17 protein-coding genes are annotated in these 21,476 nt (G+C 72.8%); 12 read left to right on the forward strand and 5 right to left on the reverse strand.

Going from position 1 to position 21,476, the window contains the following annotated elements; genetic code table 11:
• Nucleotides 1-37: 37 nt before the first annotated feature.
• Together G127AT_RS10660 and G127AT_RS10665 are read right to left on the reverse strand one after the other, a co-directional pair.
• Nucleotides 38-688: a DUF6518 family protein gene (locus G127AT_RS10660; RefSeq protein ID WP_210896719.1), complete on the reverse strand. Its 651-nt coding sequence runs from the start codon at nt 686-688 to the stop codon at nt 38-40.
• A gap of 46 nt (nt 689-734) precedes the next feature.
• Nucleotides 735-1,991, reverse strand: coding sequence for an ATP-binding protein (locus G127AT_RS10665; protein WP_210896721.1), 1,257 nt, complete (start codon nt 1,989-1,991; stop codon nt 735-737).
• A 253-nt stretch (nt 1,992-2,244) separates the two neighbouring features.
• Between G127AT_RS10665 and G127AT_RS10670 the strand changes: the two genes are divergently transcribed.
• From G127AT_RS10670 to G127AT_RS10705, 8 genes are all read left to right on the forward strand, one after another.
• Complete coding sequence (locus G127AT_RS10670) at nt 2,245-3,429, forward strand: 3-hydroxyisobutyryl-CoA hydrolase (protein ID WP_210896723.1); 1,185 nt, start codon at nt 2,245-2,247, stop codon at nt 3,427-3,429.
• A 227-nt stretch (nt 3,430-3,656) separates the two neighbouring features.
• Complete coding sequence (locus G127AT_RS10675) at nt 3,657-4,877, forward strand: oxygenase MpaB family protein (RefSeq protein WP_244857533.1); 1,221 nt, start codon at nt 3,657-3,659, stop codon at nt 4,875-4,877.
• Between the two features lie 175 nt (nt 4,878-5,052).
• Nucleotides 5,053-6,276, forward strand: a complete 1,224-nt coding sequence (locus G127AT_RS10680) for a CaiB/BaiF CoA transferase family protein (protein WP_210896727.1) — start codon at nt 5,053-5,055, stop codon at nt 6,274-6,276.
• Complete coding sequence (locus G127AT_RS10685; protein ID WP_210896729.1) at nt 6,273-7,049, forward strand: electron transfer flavoprotein subunit beta/FixA family protein; 777 nt, start codon at nt 6,273-6,275, stop codon at nt 7,047-7,049. The genes G127AT_RS10680 and G127AT_RS10685 overlap by 4 nt, the downstream gene beginning before the upstream one ends.
• Before the next feature lie 69 nt (nt 7,050-7,118).
• Nucleotides 7,119-8,114: an electron transfer flavoprotein subunit alpha/FixB family protein gene (locus G127AT_RS10690; RefSeq protein ID WP_210896731.1), complete on the forward strand. Its 996-nt coding sequence runs from the start codon at nt 7,119-7,121 to the stop codon at nt 8,112-8,114.
• Nucleotides 8,111-9,529: a cytochrome b/b6 domain-containing protein gene (locus G127AT_RS10695; RefSeq protein ID WP_210896733.1), complete on the forward strand. Its 1,419-nt coding sequence runs from the start codon at nt 8,111-8,113 to the stop codon at nt 9,527-9,529. The genes G127AT_RS10690 and G127AT_RS10695 overlap by 4 nt, the downstream gene beginning before the upstream one ends.
• On the forward strand, nt 9,526-10,647 hold the full coding sequence (locus G127AT_RS10700; RefSeq protein WP_210896735.1) for a phosphotransferase family protein: 1,122 nt from the start codon (nt 9,526-9,528) through the stop codon (nt 10,645-10,647). The genes G127AT_RS10695 and G127AT_RS10700 overlap by 4 nt, the downstream gene beginning before the upstream one ends.
• A gap of 105 nt (nt 10,648-10,752) precedes the next feature.
• Complete coding sequence (locus G127AT_RS10705) at nt 10,753-12,246, forward strand: aldehyde dehydrogenase family protein (protein ID WP_210896737.1); 1,494 nt, start codon at nt 10,753-10,755, stop codon at nt 12,244-12,246.
• Nucleotides 12,247-12,249: 3 nt separating this feature from the next.
• On the opposite strand, the gene G127AT_RS10710 is transcribed toward G127AT_RS10705, so the two are convergent.
• The gene (locus tag G127AT_RS10710; RefSeq protein ID WP_210896739.1) at nt 12,250-13,494 is read right to left on the reverse strand and encodes a TetR/AcrR family transcriptional regulator; all 1,245 of its coding nucleotides are present in this window, start codon (nt 13,492-13,494) and stop codon (nt 12,250-12,252) included.
• Nucleotides 13,495-13,653: 159 nt separating this feature from the next.
• Here G127AT_RS10710 and G127AT_RS10715 point away from each other — a divergent pair, with 159 nt between their 5' ends.
• Nucleotides 13,654-15,282: a long-chain-fatty-acid--CoA ligase gene (locus tag G127AT_RS10715; RefSeq protein WP_210896741.1), complete on the forward strand. Its 1,629-nt coding sequence runs from the start codon at nt 13,654-13,656 to the stop codon at nt 15,280-15,282.
• A complete protein-coding gene (locus G127AT_RS10720) occupies nt 15,279-16,892 on the forward strand; it encodes an alcohol dehydrogenase catalytic domain-containing protein (RefSeq protein WP_210896743.1) in 1,614 nt (537 codons plus the stop codon). The genes G127AT_RS10715 and G127AT_RS10720 overlap by 4 nt, the downstream gene beginning before the upstream one ends.
• A gap of 36 nt (nt 16,893-16,928) precedes the next feature.
• Here the strand turns inward: G127AT_RS10720 and G127AT_RS10725 are convergent, their stop codons facing one another.
• Together G127AT_RS10725 and G127AT_RS10730 are read right to left on the reverse strand one after the other, a co-directional pair.
• Entirely contained in the window at nt 16,929-17,678 is a 750-nt protein-coding gene (locus G127AT_RS10725) for an SDR family oxidoreductase (protein ID WP_210896745.1), read from the reverse strand.
• Nucleotides 17,662-18,873, reverse strand: a complete 1,212-nt coding sequence (locus G127AT_RS10730) for an acyl-CoA dehydrogenase family protein (protein ID WP_210896747.1) — start codon at nt 18,871-18,873, stop codon at nt 17,662-17,664. Before G127AT_RS10730 ends, G127AT_RS10725 begins: the two co-directional genes overlap by 17 nt.
• Nucleotides 18,874-19,056: 183 nt before the next feature.
• Between G127AT_RS10730 and G127AT_RS10735 the strand changes: the two genes are divergently transcribed.
• A complete protein-coding gene (locus tag G127AT_RS10735; protein ID WP_210896749.1) occupies nt 19,057-20,229 on the forward strand; it encodes an acyl-CoA dehydrogenase family protein in 1,173 nt (390 codons plus the stop codon).
• 10 nt (nt 20,230-20,239) lie between these two features.
• On the forward strand, nt 20,240-21,448 hold the full coding sequence (locus tag G127AT_RS10740; RefSeq protein WP_210896751.1) for an acetyl-CoA C-acetyltransferase: 1,209 nt from the start codon (nt 20,240-20,242) through the stop codon (nt 21,446-21,448).
• The last annotated feature ends 28 nt before the right edge of the window (nt 21,449-21,476 follow it).

Raw genomic sequence — 21,476 nt, forward strand, 5'->3', positions numbered from 1 at the left:
CGAAGTTCGTTCGTTCGCGCGGCTGCTGAGCGAACGCCTACCCCCAGATCAGCGGCAGGGCGCTGAAGGCGGCCCAGAACGCGGCGGCGACGAGCACGGCGCCGCCGGCGGCCAGGATCGCGTCGCCGAGGCGGCGCCGGCCGAGTGCGGCAAGAGCCACGGCCAGTGCGAGCGCGGCACCGAGGGCGAGTTCGATCCACCACCACACCGGGCTCGTCGTCTCGGAGACGACGGTGAGGCCGTACACGCCCTCGCCGAGGAGGATGCCGCCGAGGATCGCGGCGCCGGCCGCACGGCGGCGAGGCCGTCGCAGGGCGAACGCCGACAGGCCGACGACGGGCCCGGCGACGACGCCGATGAGGCTCCACGCGAGCGGATCGAAGGGGAAGCCGCGCGCGGTGGATGCCAGCGCGTAGCCGAGCGTGAGGGCGACGAACGCGAGCGCACCGCCGACCGCGGCCTCGCCGCGACCGCGCGCGAGCAGGCCGACGACGATCGCCGTGGGGATGGTCCATCCGCCTGCCGAGTTCGCCAAGGACGCCAGGGCGTCCGGCAGCGCCGCCTGCCCGAACGACGTCAGTGCGCCCAGCACGAGGGCGATCGCGAAGGCGGCGGCCAGCCGGCCGACGGTGCGCAGAGCCGGGCGGGCGGATGCCCGGGCCGATGCCCGGGGCGGCGCAGAGGTCATGCGGCAACGTTAGGGCCTGTGGCACGCAGCGTGCGTGCACGGGGTGCTATCCAGCATTGAACTGCCAGATCGCGGAGATGGGCGCGCCGAAAAGCCGGTCGGCATAGCGATAGCCTTGCGAACCCGAGTTCAAGACGATTCCTGCCTGGAAGCGATCGCCGAGACGTTCTCGGAGCCGGGCGAGCCCTGTGAAGTGCCGCGAGCTGAAGGATGTCGATGCCTTGACCTCGAGAGCGATGACCGCTCCATCGTCGAACTCGAGGATGATATCGACCTCGTCCGTATTGCGTTCGCGGTAGTGGAAGAGGTCGAATCGTCGCTGTGACCAGGTGCGCTGCCGAAGGAGCTCTGCGGCGACGAACCCTTCGAGCATGGCGCCGAAAGCCTCGCCGTATTCGATCCTGGTGAGCTGAGCGGGTGTGAGGCGTGCGAGCCACATCGCCACGGCGGAGTCGATGACGAATGTCTTCGATCGGCCGATCTCCCGCTTCGAGATGTTGGGGGTCCACGGAGGGATGCTTGCAATAAGGCCGACATCGTGAAGGAGATCGAGGTATCCCGTGATGGTTCGGGGCGGCACCGCGGTTTCTTCGGCGAGCCTGCTTTTCACGAGCTCCGCGGACTGGCGGCCTGCGAGCGTCCGGAGAACTGCCATGGCGCGGCCTGGTTGAACCTCCCGGCGCAGCTCCACCATGTCGCGCCCGATGATGCCTTGAAGGTAGGCGTCGATCCACGCAGCCCTGATCGATGGTCGCGCATCTCGGATCTCCGGATATGCGCCGGCGGCGAGGATCTCGGTGTACCCGGCTCGGCTGTCGATTGACGTGAACGTCGGGAGCTCGTCGAGGCGATCGCCGAGCGCAGTGGCGAAATCATCGCGGGTTCCAGCGGCCTCTCCGCGGCTGAGCCCGTACAGGGGGAGGCGTGCAACGCGGCCGGCGAGGCTATCGGCGGTGCCTTTCACCCGAAGCAGGCTTGAGGATCCCGTGATGATGAAACGAGCAGCTCGTCGGTCGGCGTCGATGGCGGACTTGACGGCGAGGGTGAGTTCGGGAACGCGTTGGATCTCGTCAATGACGAGCTGGGCCCCTTCCGCTTGCGCCACGAATCCGCTCGGATCCGCTTCTGCTGCGGCGCGCGTCTGTCGATCGTCGAGGTTCAGGATGCGCGCGTCAGGGCGCGCGAGTCGTCGCGCGATCGTGCTCTTCCCGACCTGGCGGGCACCTTCGATGATCAATCCCGGGAAGAACTCGAGGAGTTCGTGCCCGATGGGGGTCGCATGTCGGTCCAGAAGGGCGGCCATGCAGGGAGTATACGGTTTCGCGGATCGAATCGGAGCAAAGAACTCGCCGATTTGCTGCCTCCAATCCGCCGATTTGCTTCATCTGGTTCGCCGATTTGCTGCCGGCGATCCGCCGAATCGCTTCGCCCGATGCGGTGATCCGCATCCGCGTGCGGTTGCGAGCAGCTCACGCGCACGCCCCGTGCGGCGCGGGGCGCCGGAGCGGGTGGGATCCGGCATCCGCACCCGGCGAAGAACCGTTAGCGTGGTGCAGGTGAATTCCCCTGTCAATGCCGAGGTCGTCGGTCGGCTCGGCCGCCTCGGCCTCAACCGACCCGACTCGATCAACGCCATCGACCTCGAGATGATGCACGCCCTGACCGAGACGCTCGACGCGTGGGCGACGGACCCGGCCGTGTCGGCGATCCTGCTCGAGGGCCTCGGCGACTACGGCTTCTGCGCCGGCGGCGACTTCCGTGAGATCCTGACCCGCGCGGCCGAGGGCATGACGATCGGCACCGTGTTCTTCCGCGACGAGTACCGCCTCATCGCCAAGCTCGCCGAGCACCCCAAGCCGATCGTGTCGATCATGCACGGCATGACGATGGGCGGCGGCATCTCGCTGGCCGGTCATGTGGGCCTCAGGGTCGTCAGCGACCGCGTCAAGCTCGGCCAGCCCGAGACCGGCTACGGCTTCGTGCCCGACGGCGGGGCGACCTGGCGCCTCGCGCGCACGCCCGGCGAGATCGGCACGTATCTCGCCCTGAACTCGGCAGATATGGCGGCGGCGGATGCCGTGGCGCTCGGCTTCGCGGATGCCGTCGTGCCCGCGGCGCGCATCGGGGAGCTGACCGCCGCCCTCGCCGATGCGGTGGATACGGCCGCTCCCGAGGAGAAGGTGCGGCGTTTCGCCGTCTCGCCGGGGGAGTCGGCGGTGATGGCCCGCCGCGACTGGATCGACGCCTGCTATTCGGCCGACACCGTGCAGGAGATCCTGGAGCGCCTGTGGGTGTTCTCGAGCGGCCGCGAGGTCGGGGGGCTGCGGGCATCGGAGTCGATGGATCCGGATGCCGCCGCGCACGCGACCGAAGCCGCCGACACGCTGCTCGGGCTCTCGCCGACGGCGCTCGTGGCGACCCTGCGCTCGGTGCGGGCCGCGCGCGACGGCGAGACCCTGCGCGAGGCGCTCGAACGCGAGCTCCGCCTCGCCCGCTGGTTCACCACGCAGCCCGACATGTTCACCGGCGTCCAGGCCCTCGTCGCGCAGAACACCGAGACGCTGCACCAGGCGGTCGTGCCCGACTGGAAGCCGGCCGACCTCTCCGCCGTCGACGTCACCGACATCGTCGCCGCGATGGAGACCCCGCTGCGGCACAGCGTGTTCCCGCGCGGGCTCGGCATCCCCGAGGATGAGCAGGCCGCGGCCGCGGCCGCCGGGCGGGGGGCGCGCCGGGCGTAGAGGCGGTCGAGGCGGGGCGCGCCGGCGGGCTGCGCCCCGGTTTCGCGCGCCCCGGCATCCGCTCACGATCGGCGATTCCGCGCGCCGCTCTTGTGAACCTGCATTCACTTCCGTAAGTTAACGCACGTTCACCAGTGCGGATGGATTCGCGGGTTCCACGGTGCCGCCCCGACGACGGCGCTTGCGGGACCGTCCGCTGTTCACAAGCAGGAGGCAACGTGGCCGACATGAACCGACGCACCGTCTTGACGCTGGGAGCAGCCCTCGGGCTGGGCGGCGTCTTCGCACCGCAGGCCGCACAGGCCGCGCAGGCAGGCAGGTCCCCGTGGACCTGGTCGCCGACGCGATCCGTGCTCGGCAGCGGATCAGGAACCGACCCGCAGTGGGTCTGGGACGACGACATCGACCGCATCATGGCGAACGTCATCGACAGCGGCCAGGTGCCGGCCGTCAACCAGGCGATCCTGCCGTGGGTGCACAACAACCAGCCCCTGCCCACGGGGCTGCCGCCCGAACTGTCGACCTGGCTGCAGTCGAGCACGCAGATGCCCGAGTGGGCCGACATGACCAAGCTCCGCCGTGCGGCCGACTTCAACCGGCGCAAAGACCTCTACCTCTTCGTCATCTACGGCATCGGCGGCGGCATCATGTCGACCGTCATCCCCCGCGAGGCGAAGTCGGTGTACTGGTCCAAGGGCGGCGCCGACATGCAGGACCGCGCGGCGAAGACCTTCTCCTTCGGGTACGACCTGAGCGACATCGACGCCTTCGAGCAGAGCGGCGAATTCGTGGTCACCTCGAACAAGACGCGCATGGTGCACGCCGCCGTGCGGCATCTGCTGCCGCAGTCGCCGCACTGGCAGGCGGTCGCCGACGAGGAGATCCCGATCTCGAACCAGGACATCCTCGTCACCTTCCACTCCACGGGCACCTTCGCGCACCGGAAGCTCCGCGAGTGGCGGGTGCCGATGACGCGCGCCGACGAGGAGGCCTTCCTGCACTCGTGGCAGGTCGCCCTGCACTTCCTCGGCGTGCGCGACGAGTACATCCCGGCGACGTGGGATGCCGCGCATGCGCAGGCCGCCGAGATCCTCACCCCGCAGCTGACCTGGACCCAGGAGGGGCAGGAGCTCGCCGAGGTGCTCCTCGGGCTGACCGCGCAGGTCGACCTGGGCGTCACGCGCGGCTTCCTGAACGAGTTCGTGCGCTACCAGCTCGGCAACGAGGTCGGCGACTGGCTCGGGCTGCGCCGCGACTACGTGGCCGCGGCGACCATCCGCGCCGGGTGGCCGACGTACATCGCCTTCCGCGAGGGGCTGCTGCCGGTCGCGCCGGTGAGCTTCTACATGTTCGACCAGTTCGTGCGTGCGCTCGCGATGGCGTTCCTGAACCGCGGGGAGTCGGGGACGACGACGCCCATCACGATCCCCGACATGAACCGCCCGTGAAGACGACGGGGCGGGTGGATGCCGTGCGGCACGGCATCCACCCGCCCCGTCTGTTCGACGACCCGACCCAAAAAGTGAATCCGGATTCACGTTTTCGGCTTGACCGCGCGGCCGCCGATGGCAGAATGGCCGCGAGGCGACCCGACGGTCGCCCTGATCCCGAAGGAGTGATCGCGTGAGCACGGCACCGGCGGCGAAGGCGGCCCCCTACGGCGGGCCCGCCGCGCCGGGCGCGGCATCCGCCGGGGAACCGGCCGCCCGGCCCGCTGCACGGACCGCGGCATCCGCCCGGGAGTCGGCCGCAGGCCCGACACCCCTCGCCGGCATCCGCGTCGTCGAGTTCGCCGGCGCCGGCCCCGCCCCCTTCGCCGCGATGCTCCTCGCCGATCTCGGCGCCGACGTCGTGCGCATCGAGCGCCCCGAGCCCGGCGAACTGCCCGCCGACCCGGCCGACACCATGCTCCGCCGCCGCACGATCGTCGTCGCCGATCTGAAGGACGCCGACGACCTCGCCCGGGTGCGCGCGCTCGCCGCAAGCGCCGACGTGCTCGTCGAGGGCTTCCGGCCCGGCGTCATGGAACGCCTCGGGCTCGGCCCCGAAGAACTGCGGACCGCCAACCCCCGGCTCGTCTACGGCCGCATGACCGGCTGGGGGCAGAGCGGGCCGTGGGCGGATCGCGTCGGCCACGACCTCGGCTACCTCTCGATCACGGGGATGCTGCACGCCATCGGCCCCGCCGAGCACCCGGTCGTGCCGCTGAACCTCGTCGCCGACTACGGCGGCGGCGCCATGTTCCTCGTCACCGGCATCCTCGCCGCCCTCCTCGAACGCACCCGCACCGGGCGCGGCCGCACCATCGACGCCGCCATGATCGACGGCGTCGCCCAGCTCGGCCACGCCCAGTTCTCCCTCGCCGCTTCCGGGCGGTGGCGCGACGAACGGGCCGCGAACCTCATCGACGGCGGCGCCCCCTTCTACACCGTGTACGCGTGCGCCGACGGCCGGCACGTCGCCGTCGCCGCCCTCGAGGCACGCTTCTACGGTGCCCTGCTCGACGGTCTCGGCCTCGACGCGGCAACCCTGCCGGCGCGCGACGACCCCGCGAACTGGCCCGAGCTGCGGGGCCGCCTCGCCGCCGCGTTCGCGAGCCGCACCCGCGACGAGTGGGCCGCCGCCTTCGACGGCACCGAGGCGTGCGTGACGCCCGTGCTGTCGATGCGCGAGGCCCCGGCGCACCCGCAGGCCGTCGCCCGCGGCATCCACCTCGACCATCACGGTCGGCTCGCGCCGGCCGCCGCCCCGCGCTTCGACGGCGCCGCACCCGGCCGGACCCCCGCCCGGCCCGCGCGCAGCACCCTCGACGACGCCCTCGCCGCCTGGACCATGGAGGAAGCATGAGAATCCTGGTGCTCGTCAAAGACGTGCCCGACACCTACGGCGCCCGCGCCCTGCACCTCGAGACGGGGCTCGCCGAACGCGAGGCCGGCGAGCGGGTGATCGACGAGATCGACGAACGCGCCCTGGAGCTCGCGCTGCGCCACCGCGACGAACACCCCGGCACCGAGGTGGTCGCCCTCGCCATGGGGCCGGCCGCCGCCGCGTCGAGCCTGCGCCGCGCCCTCGCGATGGGCGCCGGGCGGGCCGTGCACGTCGTCGACGAGGCCCTGCTCGGGGCCGACCTCGGCCTCACCGCCGAGACCCTCGCCCGCGCGATCGACCGCATCGGCGCCGAGCTCGTCATCGCCGGCGACCGGTCCACCGACGGGGGAGGCGGCGTCGTGCCGGCGATGATCGCCGAACACCTCGGCATCGCCCAGCTCACCGGGCTCGACTCCGTCGAGATCGGCGACGGCCGCGTCGACGGCGTACGCGCGACCGAATACGGGGCCGTGGCCGCGGGCGCCGAACTGCCCGCGATCGTCTCGGTCACCGAGAAGCTGCCCGACGCCCGACTCGCGAGCTTCAAGGGCATCATGGCCGCCAAGAAGCAGACCATCGAGACCCTGGACCTCGCCGAGCTCGGCATCGACGCCGACGACCACGCATCCGCCCGATCGATCATGATCGCCGTCGCGCCGCGGCCGCCGCGCGCAGCCGGCGTGAAGATCATCGACGAAGGCGACGCCGGCGAACGCCTCGCCGAGTTCCTCGCCGCCGAACGCCTCGCCTGAGCACCGGACGCCGACCACCGCCAGCCCCGCCCGCTCGCGGGCCCAGCCCCACCCATGAAGGAAGCCGAGATGCCAGACCCAGCCCCCGTCCTCGTGCTGCTCGACGTCGCCCCCGACGGCGGCCTCGCCGGCACGGCGGCCGGCCTCCTCGCCGCCGCCGACGCGATCGGCGAGCCCGTCGCCCTCATCGCCCCCGCCGACGAGTCCGCCGGCGATGCCCTCGCCGCCGCGGCCGCCGCCCTCGGCGCGGCACGCGTGCTGCTCGCCGCCGGGGCTGCGCCCGTCGCCGGCGGCACCGTCGCCGTGCCGCTCGCCGACGCCCTGGACACCGCCGCCGCGGCCGTCGGACCGGTCGCCGTGCTCGCGGCGCACACGCTCGACGCGCGCGAGGCCGCCGCCCGCTACGCCGTGCGGGCACGGGCGGCGCTCGCCGTCGACGCCGTCGGAGTCGACCGCGACGAGGAAGGCGTCATCGTCCGGCACTCCGCATTCGGCGGCGCCTACGACGTCGTCTCGGCGGCCACCCACGGCGCCCCCGTCATCACGATCCGCCCCGGTGCGGTCACGGCCCGTGCGGCGGCGCGCCCGACCGTCGCCGAACGTCTCGCGGTGCCGCCGAGCGGTCGGCCCGCGGCCCGTATCGCCTCGGTCGAACCACGCGTCGCCGACAGCACCCGCCCCGAACTCCGCGGTGCCGAGAAGGTCGTCTCGGGCGGACGCGGGCTCGGCTCCGCCGAGGGCTTCGCGCTCGTCGAACGGCTCGCGGATGCGCTCGGCGCCGCGGTCGGCGCCTCGCGCGCGGCCGTCGACGCCGGCTACGTCGCCCAGCAGAGCCAGGTCGGTCAGACCGGCGTCTCGGTGTCGCCGCGCCTGTACATGGCCCTCGGCATCTCGGGCGCGATCCAGCACCGTGCCGGCATGCAGACCTCGCAGACCATCGTCGCGATCAACACCGACGCCGACGCGCCCATCTTCGACATCGCGGACTTCGGCATCGTCGGCGACGTGTTCCGGGTGGTTCCCCAGCTCATCGCCGCCCTCGAATCGGAGCGGGTGTCCTCGTGAGCGCTCCGACGCTCCGCCGCGGGCTGCCGCGGGTGCCGGGCGGCGAGCCGTGGCCGCCGGTGGGGGAGGTGCCGGGGTCGGCCGCTTCAGGCCTCGACGCGGAGTCCGCTGCGGTGGATGCCTCGGGCACCGTTGCTGCGGGCGCCGCCGGTGTCGCGGCGGTCGATGCCGCGGGCGCGGTCGCGGTGCCTGCATCGGGGCCTGCGGGGGTGGACGACCCTGGTGCCGGTGCTGCCGCCGATTCTTCGGGGGTGGATGCCGCGGGCGCCGTCGCAGGTATCGCCGGCCCGGACGTCGCGGTCTCCGCATCGGCGGGGTCCGCCGGGGCCCCGCTCCGTCGCGGACTGCCGCGGGTGCCCGGCGGCGAGCCGTGGCCGCCCGCCGGATTCGCGCCGGCGCCGCCGGTCTCGGGCGCGCCCGCCGTCGCACCTGCGGCATCCACCGCCCCTGAGGCATCCACCGCCCCAACGGCATCCACTGCGCCCCCGGCATCCACTGCGCTCTCGGCATCCACCGCCCCCGAAGCCACTGCCCGCCGCCGGGCCGCCCGCTGGGCGCTGGTGGCCGCGGGCGTCGTCGTCGCCGTGCTCGCGGTGGTGCTGCTCGCGCGCTGGCTGCGCGGCCTCGAGCCCGTGCAGGCGTTCCTCGCCGAATACCCCGGCGAGGCGCCGCTGCCGGCCGCGGCGCCCGTCGGCATCCCGGCCTGGCTCGGCTGGCAGCACTTCTGCAACGTGTTCCTCATGGTCCTGATCGTGCGTTCGGGCCTGCAGGTGCGCCGCGAACGGCGGCCGGCGGCGTACTGGGCGTCGCGTCGCCGGCCCGAGCGGAAGATCCCGCTGAACGCGTGGTTCCACCAGAGCCTCGACGTGCTGTGGCTGGCGAACGGCCTCGTGTTCGTCGTGCTGCTCGCGGTGACGGGGCAGTGGATGCGGATCGTGCCGAGCGACTGGGCCGTCGTGCCGAACGCGGCGTCTGCGCTCCTGCAGTACGCCTCGCTCGACTGGCCGGTCGAGCACGGCTGGACGAACTACAACGCCCTGCAGCAGCTCGCGTACTTCGCGACGGTGTTCCTGGCGGCGCCGCTCGCGGCCGTGACGGGGGTGCGGATGTCGGGCTGGTGGCCGGCACGTGCCGAACGGCTGAACCGGGCGTATCCGATCGAGCTCGCGCGGGCGATCCACTTCCCGGTCATGCTGTATTTCGTCGCGTTCGTCGTGATGCACGTCGGCCTCGTGTTCGCGACCGGGGCGTTGCGCAACCTGAACCACATGTACGGCGGGCAGGATGCGGTGAACTGGGTCGGCTTCGCCGTCTTCTGCGCCTCCCTGCTCGTCATCGCGGCCGCGTGGATCGCCGCCCGTCCGCTCGTGCTCGCGCCCATCGCGGGCCTGTTCGGGCGGGTGAGCCGGCGATGAGCGAGCAGACGCGCGAGGCCGGGCCGGTGCTCACCGAGCGGCCCGACGGCCGCGACGTCGCGGCGACCGCGGAAGAGGCGGCGCGGATGCCGGTGCCGCCGCTGCTCGTCCTCGACGCCGTGACCGCCTTCCTCGACGAGCGCGGCCTCGGCGACGGTCCGGTGGAGTGGGCGCGGATCGGCGACGGGCAGTCGAATGCGACCTTCCTGCTGCGCCGCGGCGGCGTCGAGGCGGTGCTGCGTCGCGGCCCGCGGCCGCCGCTGCCGCCGTCGGCGCACGACATGCTGCGCGAGGCGCGCATCCAGCTGCTGCTCCGGGATGCCGGGGCGTCGGTCGCCGAGGTGCTCGCCGTCTGCGAGGACCCGGAGCCCCTCGGGGTGCCGTTCTACCTCATGCGCCGTCTGCACGGCGACGTCATCACCGACGAGGTGCCGGCCCGTTTCGACACCGCCCGGGACCGCCGCGGCGTCGCCGAGGCCGCCGTCGATGCGCTCGCCGCCCTGCACGCGATCGACGTCCGCGAGGGTCCGCTCGCCGGTTACGGTCGGCCCGAGGGGTACCTCGAACGGCAGGTGTCGCGCTTCGCGGGCCTGTGGGGCAAGGTGTCGCGCCGCGAGCTGCCGCTCGTCGGCGAGCTCGCCGAACGGCTGGCGGCGACGATGCCGGCGACGCAGCGCCACGCGCTCGTGCACGGCGATTTCCGGCTCGGCAATCTCATGTTCGGCACCGGGCGGCGGCCCGAGGTGGCCGCCGTGCTCGACTGGGAGCTGTCGACGCTCGGCGATCCGCTCGCCGATCTCGGGTATCTCGTCGCGACCTGGTCCGAGGCGTCGGGCGGCGTGCCGACGACGATGGAGCTCTCGCCGGTGACGGCCCGCCCGGGCTTCCTCGACCGGGCGGGGCTCGCAGAGCGCTACGAGCGGCTGACGGGTGCGGATGCGAGCCGGCTCGGCTGGTACCGCGCGCTCGCACTGTGGAAGTCGGCGGTGTTCAGCGAGGCGATCTACACGCGTTGGCTGGACGGGGAGCGCCCGGACGACACGACGTTCGCCCCGGGCCTCGAGGCCGGCGTGCCGCGTCTGCTCGAGGTCGCCGCCGAGGCGCTCGCCGAACGCTGAGGGCGCGCCTCTTGCCGCAGGGGCCGCCGCACGGCTAATGTGAATCAGCATTCACTTGATGCCGGATCCACACCAGCCCACCCGTTCAACGTCGAAGGGACGGCCATGACCCTCATCGCCGACGGCTCCGCCGAACTGACCTCCACCGATCCCCGCGACGGCTCCGTCGTCGCCGCATACCCGCTCGCGTCGCCTGCCGACGTCGAACGTGCCGTCTCCGAGGCCCGCGCGGCCGCGGAGAGCTGGCGCGCACTCGGCCCCGGCGGCCGCCGCGAGGCACTCCTCGCCTGGAAGGCCGAGATCGCCGCCGGCGCCCGCGAACTCGCCGGCGTCATCTCCCGCGAGACCGGCAAGACGCCCGACGACGGCGTGCTCGAGATCACCCTCGCCCTCACCCACCTCGACTGGGCCGCCAAGCATGCCGAGAAGGTGCTCGCCCGCCGGAAGGTGCCCTCGGGGCTCGCCAGCTACAACCAGTCGGCGAGCGTCGGCTACGAGCCCTACGGCGTCGTCGGCGTCATCGGGCCGTGGAACTACCCCGTCTACACCCCCATGGGATCCATCTCCTACGCGCTGGCCGCCGGCAACGCGATCGTCTTCAAGCCGAGCGAGCTCTCCCCGGCCACCGGCCGCTGGCTCGCCGACGCCTGGCGCCGCGCCGTACCGCAGAGGGCCGCGTTCACCGTCGTCATCGGCGACGGGGCCACCGGTGCGGCCCTCGCCGCATCCGACGTCGACAAGATCGCCTTCACCGGTTCGCCCGGCACCGCCCGGCGCGTCATGGCCGCCTGCGCCGAACGCCTCACGCCGGTCGTCATCGAGGCCGGCGGCAAGGACGCCATGATCGTCGCCCGCGACGCCGACCTCGACCAGGCCGTCGCCTTCGCCGTATTCGGCGGCATGGGCAACGCCGGCCAGACCTGCGCCGGCGTCGAACGCGTCTACGTCGAAGCGCCCGTCCACGACGAGTTCCTCGAGCGCCTCGCCGCTGCGGTCGCGGCGCTGAAGCCCGGCCCCGAGGCATCCGCGAGCTACGGGCCGATGACCATGTCGAAGCAGCTCGGCATCGTCTCCGCCCACATCGGCGAAGCCATCGAACGCGGGGCCCGGGCCGTCGCCGGCGGCGCCGACGCCGTGCAGGGCGCCTACGTCGCCCCCGTCGTGCTCACCGAGGTGCCCGGGGACTGCGCGGTCGTGCGCGAAGAGACCTTCGGGCCGGTGCTCGTCGTCGAGCGCGCCGCCTCCCTGGACGACGCCGTCGCGAAGGCGAACGACACCGCCTACGGTCTGGCCGCATCCGTCTTCACCCGCGATCTGAAGCAGGGGCGGCGGATCGCCCTCCGGCTGCGGGCCGGCGCCGTCAGCGTGAACTCCGTGCTCGGCTTCGCCGGCATCCCCTCGCTGCCGTTCGGCGGCCGCGGCGAGTCGGGCTTCGGCCGCATCCACGGCGCCGACGGCCTGCGCGAGTTCTCGGTCGCGAAGTCGGTGGCCGTGCAGACGAGCAAGCCCTTCATCGATCTGCTGCGCATCGACCGCTCGGCACGCGACATGCACCTCGCCGAGCGGATGCTGCACATGCTGCACGCCAAGCGGAAGTGAGGCTCAGCGACCCAGCGCCGCTCGCACCAGGCATGCGACCCGCGCCCGCGTCGCCGGCGCGTCGTCGAAGTGCACGAGCCGGCCGAGGTCGACGACGACGTTGAGCCCGGCGTGCACCCGGAACCTCGCCGCCTGCGCGGTGAGATCCGGGTGTACGGCCCGCAGCAGGCCGACCCACTCGTCGACGTGCCGGCGCTGGATGCCCCGCAGCCGCTCCTGCTCGTCGCCCGGCAGCGCGCCGATGTCGGAGAAGTACACGCTCATGAGCTCGTGGTGCGTGAAGCTGTGGGCGATGTAGCCGTCGATGAGGCGGTCGAGGGCCTCGGCGGGGCCCGCGGCGCCCTCGAGGGCGTCGGCGGTCGTCGCCCCGAGGCGTTCGGCGGCCCGCACGCAGGCCTCGAGCAGCAGCTCGGACTTGCTCGCGAAATGCCGGTAGAAGCCCGACTGGGTGAGGCCGACGGCGGCGCTCAGTTCCTCGATCGAGGTCTCGTGGTAGCCGCGCTGCTGGAACAGGCGGAGCCCTTCGCGCACGATCAGCTCGCGCTTGGATGCCGGCGGAACGCCGGGGGTGTCGGGCGCGGCGGATCCGGCCGGCGCGGGAAGGCGGGCGTCGGCGACGTCACGGGCCGAATCGCCGAGCAGTTCGGCGAGCTGGCGGCGCCCCAGGCTCGCGTGGTGCGAGGTGATCGAGGCGACGACGCTGAGCGCGGCGGCTGCGATCATGCGCGCGTCGTCCTCGCCGAGCCCCGGCCGCATCCGCTGCACGGCGCGGCGGACGCGCGCGCCGAGCTCGGCGAAGTCCCCGCCGAGCCGACGCCGGTCGTCGGGGTGCAGGTAGCGGCCCTCCCAGCGGTAGAGGCCGCCGGTGCGGCGGTTGTCGATCGTGGCCTCGACGAGGGCGTGGACGAGGGCGTCGTAGTCGGCGCCGGCCGGGTCGGTGCGGGCGGGATCGGTGCTCGCGGCATCCACTGCGGGCCCCTCGCCGCCCGCGAAGGGCTCGGTGACCTCGAGGAGCCCGTGCACGAGGCGCTCGGCGGCATCGAGGAAGAGGGCGTACTTGTTCGGGAAATGCCGGTAGAGGGCCGGGGCCGAGATGCCCACCTCGGCGGCGACCTCGCCGAGGCTCACCTGGTGGTAGCCGCGTTCCGAGAACAGGGTCGCGGCGGCCATCGCGATGCGCTGCTTGCGGTCCTTCGGGCGGGTGCGGCGGGGCGCGGCGGTGGATGCGGTCGCCGACGTCGTGCCCATCCCGACAGGCTAGCGCAGGCCGCTCGGCCCGCCATGAGCGGCAACGATGTGATTCCGGATTAACAAAAGTCGTGACATCCGGCCCGCGGCCGTGCATACTGGGGCCACCTGCGTCGCCCGCGAGCGGCGACGGTACAGCGTCGTACGAAGGGATTCCGAATGAGCACCGAAGCCCCGCCCCTCGCCGAGGCGGCACCCCGCACAGAAACCGCACCCGGCCCCGGGCCCTCCGCCATCCCGGCGGCCGCCCGCCGCAACCACTGGATGAACCAGGTCGCCGCCCACGCCGCCAACCGGCCCGACTCCCTCGCGTTCCGCTACCTCGACCGCGACACGAGCTGGGGGCAGGTGCACGAGCACGTCAACGCCCTGGCCGCAGCCCTCCGCCGCCGCGGCGTCGAACACGGCGACCGGGTCCTCCTCCTCACCCTGAACAGCCCCGAGGTCGTCGAAGCGGTCTTCGCGATCAACACCCTCGGCGCCATGGCCGTGCCGATCAACATCCGCCTCTCGCCCGCCGAGATCGCCTACATCGTCGACGACGCCGACGCCGGCGTCATCCTCGTGGATGCCCCGCTCGCGCCCCTCGTCGGCGCCGTCGCCGCCCTCACCACGCGCATCGAGCAGGTCCTCGTCTTCGGCGAAGCCGGCGACGGGCAGGAATCCGTCGCGGACCTCGTCGCCGAAGACCCCGGCGACTTCACCGCCCCCGACGTCGCCGAAGACACCACCGCGCTCATCATGTACACCTCGGGCACCACCGGGCGGCCCAAGGGCGCCATGCTCGACCACCTGAACCTGTACGCGCAGGCCATCACCTGCATCCGCGCGAACGGCATCGTCGACGAGAGCGACATCGCCTTCCTCACCGCACCGCTCTTCCACATCGCCGGCCTCGGTTCGATCGCACCGAACTTCATCATCGGCATCCCGACGATCTTCCACCCCCTCGGCGCCTTCGATCCCGCCGCGATCGTCGACGCCTGGGAGCAGTCGCGCGCGACGATCGTCTTCAACGTGCCCCAGCAGTGGCAGGCGATCTGCGCCCTGCCCGGCATCGAGGACAGGGACCTCGCGCTCCGCATCATCAGCTGGGGCGCCGCGCCGGCCACCGACGGCGTGCTGCGGGCGATGGAGGAGAAGTTCCCGGACGCGATGAACGTCGCCGTCTTCGGCCAGACCGAGATGTCGCCGATCACCTGCGTGCTGCGCGGCGCCGACTCGCGCCGCAAGATCGGCTCCGTCGGCAAGCCGATCCCCACCATCCAGACCCGCGTCGTCGACGAGGACTTCCACGACGTCCCCGTCGGGGAGGTCGGCGAGATCGTCTACCGGGGGCCGACGCTCATGAAGGGGTACTGGCGGAAGCCCGATGAGACCGCGGCGGCCTTCGAGGGCGGCTGGTTCCACTCCGGCGACCTCGTTCGGCAGGACGAGGAGGGCTTCGTCTGGGTCGTCGACCGCAAGAAGGACATGATCATCTCCGGCGGCGAGAACGTCTACTGCGCCGAGGTCGAGAACGCCCTCGACGCCCACCCCGACATCCTCGAGGTCGCCGTCTACGGTCGAGCCGACGAGCGCTGGGGCGAGGTCCCGGTCGCGGCGATCGCGCCGATGCCGGGCGCGGCGGCGCCGACCGTCGACGAGCTCGAGGCCTTCCTCGACGGCCGCCTCGGCCGTTTCAAGCGGCCCAAGCACGTCGTCGTGGTCGAGGCGCTGCCCCGCAACGGCGGCGGCAAGGTCGACAAGGGCGTGCTGCGCGCAAGCGACCCGGTGACCGCCCGGTGACCGCTGCGCTCGCCGCCGTCGTCGCCGGGCGGGGGCACGCGCCCGTGCCCTCGCCCGTGCGCCTCGACGAACTCCGGGACGACGAGGTGCTCGTGCGCATCGCCGCCTCGGGGATCTGCCACACCGACCTCACGGCGATCGACGGCGCGGTGCCGTTCGGCTTCCCCGCCGTGTTCGGGCACGAGGGCGCCGGCGTCGTCGAGGCGACCGGATCGGCGGCGGCGGGCGTGGAACCGGGCGACCGGGTCGTGCTCACCTTCGATTCGTGCGGGGTGTGCGCGCGCTGCGCGAGCGGGCACCCCGCGTACTGCGAGCAGTTCGGGCGGCGGAACTCGGCCGGGGCCAGGCCCGACGGCTCGGCGACCCTGCGGGGCGAGGGCGGCGAGGTCATCTCCGGGTCGTGGATGGCGCAGTCCTCCTGGGCGACCTTCGCGATCGCACGGGCCTCGAACGTCGTGCCGATCGACGACGACGTTCCCTTCGCGATCGCCGCGCCTCTCGGCTGCGGGGTGCTGACGGGCGCCGGCACGGTGCTCGGCACCCTGCGGCCCGGCCCCGGCGACCGGCTCGTCGTCCTCGGTGCCGGCGCCGTCGGGCTCTCGGGGATGCTCGCCGCCCACGTGAGCGGATGCGGCGATGTCGTCGTCGTCGAACCCGATGCCGGACGACGGACGCTCGCCCTCGAACTCGGGGCGACGGCCGCCGTCGAACCCGAGGAGCTCGCCGCCCTCCTCCGCGCCACGCGGCCGGCCGACCGGGTGCTGGACACCGTCGGCACCCCGGCCGCGGTCGAGGCGGCGCTCGCCGCGCTGGCCTCGCCGGGCGCCTGCGCGACGGTCGCCCTGCGGTCCGGCGCGAATCCCGTGACCGTGAGCCAGTCGCGCCTGCTCTGGGGGCGCTCGATCTCGGGTGTCATCGAGGGCGACGCGCGGCCCGCCGCATTGGTCCCGATGCTCGCCCGGCTCTGGCGGGCCGGGCTCTTCCCGGTCGACCGCTTCATCCGCACCTTCGCCTTCGGAGACGTCGACGAGGCGGTCGCCGCCGCGCGCTCGGGGTCGGCGGTGAAGCCGGTGCTCGTCATGGACCCCGCCGATGCGGTGCCGCCGGCACCGGCCCCGACCACCGTCCCCGCACGCCTTCGGGCGCTCGCGGCGCCCGGTGTGCGGGCCGACGTCGACGAGCTGCTCGCGATCTGGGACGTGCTGCCGACCGTCGGCCCGGCCGAGCTCCGCGGGTTCTGGCGCGGGCGTGCGTTCGACACCGGGCACGGGATGCTCCGCACGCTCGAGCGGGCCGCGTGGGTCGGCAAGCATTTCGTCTCGGACGAGACGGTGCGGCCTATCGTGTGCGACGACGGCGCCGGCGGCCTCGTGGCCGACCTGCGCCTTTCCCGCGGCGGCGGGGCGAGCCTCGTGCGCATGGAGCATCGCGGCCGCGTGACGGCGACGATGCTCTACGACCGGATGCCGGTGCACGACCATTTCGTGCGGGTCGACGCCGACACGCTGCTCGGCGTCATGGCGGGGGAGGGCACGCTCGACGCCGGGCGCCCGTTCCTCTTCCTGCTCGAGCGTGCGGAGGACCCGGGCGAGATCCCGAGCCGCGGCTGACGGCTGGGCGCCCGGCCCCGGTGACGCGGTGCCCGCTCAGGCCTGGAACAGGCTGCCCGGCCGGTTCACCGCCAGGCGGGGCACGGCGGCGTGCCGCGAGAGCCGGGTGAGGGCGACGGCGAGCTCGGCGATGTCGTCGGCGCGGATCATCTCCTCGGCGGGGATCTCGTCGGTCTTCCAGGCGGCGAGTTCGGTGTCGACGTATCCCGGGCAGATCGCCGTGGCGCTCACGCCGCGGGTGCCCTCTTCGAGGCACACCGATTCGCAGAGGGAGACGAGTGCGGCCTTCGTCGCGGAGTATGCGGCGAGGTCGGGTTCGGGCATGAGGCCGGCGAGCGAGGCGAGCGCGATGATGCGGGCGCCGCGCGCGTCGAGTGCGGCGGTGCGGCGCAAGAGCGGCAGCGCGGCTGAGACGAGGGCGAACGGGCCGCGGAAGTTCAGGGCGACGTGTTTGTCGACGCGGCGCAGCGGGGTCTCTGCGATGGGGCTGCCGAAGCCCATGCCGGCGTTCAGCACGAGGGCGTCGAGGCGGCCGTGCTCCGCTTCGTGCCGGGCGAGGAGCGCGGCGAGGGCATCGGGGTCGGCGGCGTCGGCGGGCACCGCGACGACGCGGGTGCCGGGGCCGGCGAGCTCGGCGGCGGCTGCTTCGAGGGGTTCCGGGGTGCGGGCCGAGAGGGTGAGCGCGTAGCCTTCGGCGGCCAGCCGCCGGGCGACGGCGAGGCCGATGCCGCGCGAGGCGCCGGTGATGAGTGCGGCGCGCGGGGCGGGCTCAGCGGGCGAGGTCATGGCGGCGTCCTTCCTCATGGGCGCGCACGGCGCGCCGGGCGATCGACCAGCGATGGGTTTCGCTGGATCCGTCGTAGATGCGGAACGGGCGCACCTCGCGCCAGTACCGGGACAGCAGGAGTTCCTCCGAGACCCCCTGGCCGCCGGCCAGCTGCACGCTGCGGTCGACGATGCGGCCGACGGCTTCGGCCACGAAGGTCTTGGCGATGGATGACGCCGTGCCGGCGTCCTGCCCGGCGTCGAGCAGGCGGGCGGCGTCGCGGATGAGGGCACGCGAGGCGGCGAGGTCGATCTCGGTGTCGGCGATGTGCTGCTGGGCGAGGCCGAGGTCGGCCAGCCGCGCGCCGAACCCGCGGCGTGCGGTGACGTGGGCGAGCGCGAGGTCCTGCGCGCGGCCGGCGAGGCCGAGCCAGCGCATGCAGTGGGTGAGGCGGGCCGGCGCCAGCCGCACCTGTGCTGCGCGGAAACCCTCGTCGACGTCGCCGAGCACGCCGTCGTCGGGCACGAAGCATCCGTCGAAGCGGAGCAGGCTGTGCCCGCCGTAGAGGCCGGCGTCGAGGGTGTGCACGTCGCGTTCGACGGTGAGGCCGTCGGCGTCGCCGGGCACGAGGAACATGGTCGCCCCGCCGGCGTCGCCCGGCTCGCCGGAGGTGCGGGCGAGCACGATGACGAGGCCGGCTTCGCGGGCGCCGGTGATGAACCACTTCTCGCCGCTCAGGCGCCAGCCGCCGGGCACGCGTTCGGCGCGGGCGGTGAGGGCGCGAGGGTCGCTGCCGGTGCCCGGCGGCGGTTCGGTCATGCCGAAGGCGGAGTGGATGCGGCCGGCCGCCAGCGGCCGGAGCCAGCGTTCGCGCTGCTCGGGCGAGGCGGCGTGCAGCAGCAGGTGCATGTTGCCCTCGTCGGGGGCGGCGATGTTCAGGGCGATCGGGCCGAAGAGCGAGTAGCCGGCCGCCTCGAACACGGCCGCCTGCTCGAGTGCGGTGAGACCGAGGCCGCCCCATTCGACCGGCAGCTGCGGGGTGGCCAGGCCGGCATCGCGGCCGGCGTCCTGCAGTTCGGCGCGGAGCGCGCGTTCCCGCGGGTGGATGCCGGGCCCGTCGTACGGGCGGTGGAGTTCGCCGTGTTCGCGTTCTTCGACGGGGATGACGGTCTCGCGCACGAAGTCGCGCACGCGTTCGGTGGGTTCGGTGGCCATGCGCGTCCTTGCGTCGGTGGTGCTCTTTCATGGCGATTCAAAAACGCCCGGGTCGATTCTCCGATACCACACGGCGGGCGGCAAGGGTCTCGCGCATTTTTTTCTAATCTGTTGTAAAAAATGCGGTTCCGCCATACACTCGACCGCAACGGGGAGACCAATCGGATCGAAGGAGATCGACATATGCCTGAGACGCTGCAGGCCGCGGACCGGGTCCGGGCCGTCTACGACGAAGAACACGAGGGGTTCCGCGAACTCGTCCGCGACTTCGTCGAACGCCATGCCCGCCCGAACGCCGACCGTTGGGACGCCGAGGGCCGGGTGGACCGGCGGCTCTTCGAGCTCGCCGCCGAGACCGGGATCCTCGGTTTCACGATCCCCGAGGAGTTCGGCGGCGGCGGCGCGAACGACTTCCGCTTCAACGCCGTCATGGGCGAAGAACTCGCCCGCAACCCCGTCTCGAGCGGCATGGCCGGCATCGCCCTCTCCAACGACATCGTCATCCCCTACTTCCTGGAACTCACGAATGACGAGCAGAAGGCGCGCTGGCTGCCCGGCATCGCCGCCGGCACCCTCATCACGGCCGTCGCCATGACCGAGCCCGGCACCGGCAGCGACCTCGCCGGCATCCGCACCTCCGCCGTGCGCGACGGCGACGACTACGTCGTCAACGGTTCGAAGATCTTCATCTCCAACGGGCAGAACGCCGACCTCGTCGTCACCGCCGTCCGCACCGGCGACGACCCGCACAAGGGCCTCAGCCTCCTCGTCGTCGAAACCGACCGGCCCGGCTTCAGCCGAGGCCGCAACCTCGAGAAGGTCGGCCTGCACGCGCAGGACACGAGCGAGCTCGTCTTCGAGAACGTGCGCGTGCCCGCCGGCAACCTCCTCGGCGAAGAGGGCCAGGGCTTCCTCGGCCTCATGCGCAACCTGCCCCAGGAACGCCTCTCGATCGCGGCGGCCGCCGTGGCATCCACCGAGGGCGTCGTCGAACGCACCATCGCCTACGTCACCGAACGCCACGCCTTCGGCAAGCCCGTCGGCTCCTTCCAGAACACCCGCTTCGAACTCGCCGAGATGCACACCGCCGCCCAGGTGAGCCGCGCATACATCGACCAGTGCATCCTGCGCCACACCCGCGGCGAACTGTCGGCCGAAGACGCCGCGGCCGCGAAGTTCTGGACCACCGAACAGTACGTGCAGACCGTGAACCGCTGCCTGCAACTCCACGGCGGCTACGGCTACATGCGCGAATACCGCATCGCGCGCGACTACGAGGACGCGCGGATCACCACCATCTACGGCGGCACGACCGAGATCATGAAAGAGATCGTCGGCCGGAGCCTCGGACTCTGACAGGACGCACATGACCGACGCATACATCTACGACACCGTCCGCACCCCCCGCGGCCGCAACCGCGGCGGCGCGCTGCACGGCACCAAACCCGTCGACCTCGTGGTCGGCCTGATCCACGCCCTCCTCGAACGGAACCCCGGCCTCGACCCCGCCGTCGTCGACGACATCGTGCTCGGCGTCGTCTCGCCCATCGGCGAACAGGGCGGCGACATCGCCCGCACCGCCGCGCTCGTCGCCGGCCTGCCCGAAACCGTCGCCGGCGTGCAGGTCAATCGCTTCTGCGCCTCCGGGCTCGAAGCCGTGAACCTCGCCGCGCAGAAGGTCGCCTCCGGCTTCGAAGACCTCGTGCTGGCCGGCGGCGTCGAATCCATGTCGCGCGTGCCGATCGGCAGCGACGGCGGCGCGTACGCCCAAGACCCGACCACGAACTACGACCTGTACTTCGTGCCGCAGGGCATCGGCGCCGACCTCATCGCCACCCTCGACGGCTTCGACCGCTCCGACGTCGACGCCTACGCCGCCGAATCGCAGCGCCGCGCCGAACAGGCCTGGAGCGAAGGACGCTTCGCCCGCTCGGTCGTGCCCGTCCGCGACGCCAACGGCGTCCTGGTGCTCGACACCGACGAGCACCGCCGCCCCGGCACCACCGCCACAGCCCTCGCCGAACTGCCCGCGGCCTTCGCCCGCCCCGGAGCCGAAGCCGGCTTCGACGCCGTCGCCCTGCAGAAATACCACGCCGTCGAACGCATCGACCACGTGCACACCGCCGGCAACTCCTCGGGCATCGTCGACGGCGCCGCCCTCATGATCATCGGCAGCGCCGAAGTGGGCGAGCGCCTCGGCCTCACCCCCCGCGCCCGCATCGTGGCCACGGCCGTCACCGGCTCCGAACCCACGATCATGCTCACCGGCCCCGCTCCCGCCACCCGGAAAGCCCTCGACCGCGCCGGCCTCGACGCCCGCGACATCGACCTCTTCGAACTCAACGAAGCCTTCGCGGCCGTCGTCATGCGCTGGGAGAAGGAACTCGACATCCCGCACGACAAGGTCAACGTCAACGGCGGGGCCATCGCCCTCGGGCATCCGCTCGGCGCCACCGGCGCGATGATCCTCGGCACCCTCCTCGACGAACTCGAACGACGCGAACTGCGACGCGGCCTCGCGACCCTCTGCGTCGGCGCCGGCATGGGCATCGCCACCGTCATCGAGCGGGTGTGAACGGCACGGAACGACAGGAGCGAACGAA

This window comes from Agromyces archimandritae (assembly GCF_018024495.1).
Taxonomy (GTDB): Bacteria; Actinomycetota; Actinomycetes; order Actinomycetales; family Microbacteriaceae; genus Agromyces; species Agromyces archimandritae.

Excerpts from the sequence above, each read along its gene's own strand:
- G127AT_RS10660 (WP_210896719.1), bottom strand. The coding sequence starts at position 688 with ATGACCTCTGCGCCGCCCCGGGCATCGGCCCGGGCATCCGCCCGCCCG.
- G127AT_RS10700 (WP_210896735.1), top strand. The coding sequence starts at position 9,526 with ATGAGCGAGCAGACGCGCGAGGCCGGGCCGGTGCTCACCGAGCGGCCC.
- G127AT_RS10690 (WP_210896731.1), top strand. The coding sequence starts at position 7,119 with ATGCCAGACCCAGCCCCCGTCCTCGTGCTGCTCGACGTCGCCCCCGAC.
- G127AT_RS10705 (WP_210896737.1), top strand. The coding sequence starts at position 10,753 with ATGACCCTCATCGCCGACGGCTCCGCCGAACTGACCTCCACCGATCCC.
- G127AT_RS10730 (WP_210896747.1), bottom strand. The coding sequence starts at position 18,873 with ATGGCCACCGAACCCACCGAACGCGTGCGCGACTTCGTGCGCGAGACC.
- G127AT_RS10715 (WP_210896741.1), top strand. The coding sequence starts at position 13,654 with ATGAGCACCGAAGCCCCGCCCCTCGCCGAGGCGGCACCCCGCACAGAA.
- G127AT_RS10710 (WP_210896739.1), bottom strand. The coding sequence starts at position 13,494 with ATGGGCACGACGTCGGCGACCGCATCCACCGCCGCGCCCCGCCGCACC.
- G127AT_RS10685 (WP_210896729.1), top strand. The coding sequence starts at position 6,273 with ATGAGAATCCTGGTGCTCGTCAAAGACGTGCCCGACACCTACGGCGCC.
- G127AT_RS10665 (WP_210896721.1), bottom strand. The coding sequence starts at position 1,991 with ATGGCCGCCCTTCTGGACCGACATGCGACCCCCATCGGGCACGAACTC.
- G127AT_RS10735 (WP_210896749.1), top strand. The coding sequence starts at position 19,057 with ATGCCTGAGACGCTGCAGGCCGCGGACCGGGTCCGGGCCGTCTACGAC.
- G127AT_RS10740 (WP_210896751.1), top strand. The coding sequence starts at position 20,240 with ATGACCGACGCATACATCTACGACACCGTCCGCACCCCCCGCGGCCGC.
- G127AT_RS10675 (WP_244857533.1), top strand. The coding sequence starts at position 3,657 with ATGAACCGACGCACCGTCTTGACGCTGGGAGCAGCCCTCGGGCTGGGC.
- G127AT_RS10725 (WP_210896745.1), bottom strand. The coding sequence starts at position 17,678 with ATGACCTCGCCCGCTGAGCCCGCCCCGCGCGCCGCACTCATCACCGGC.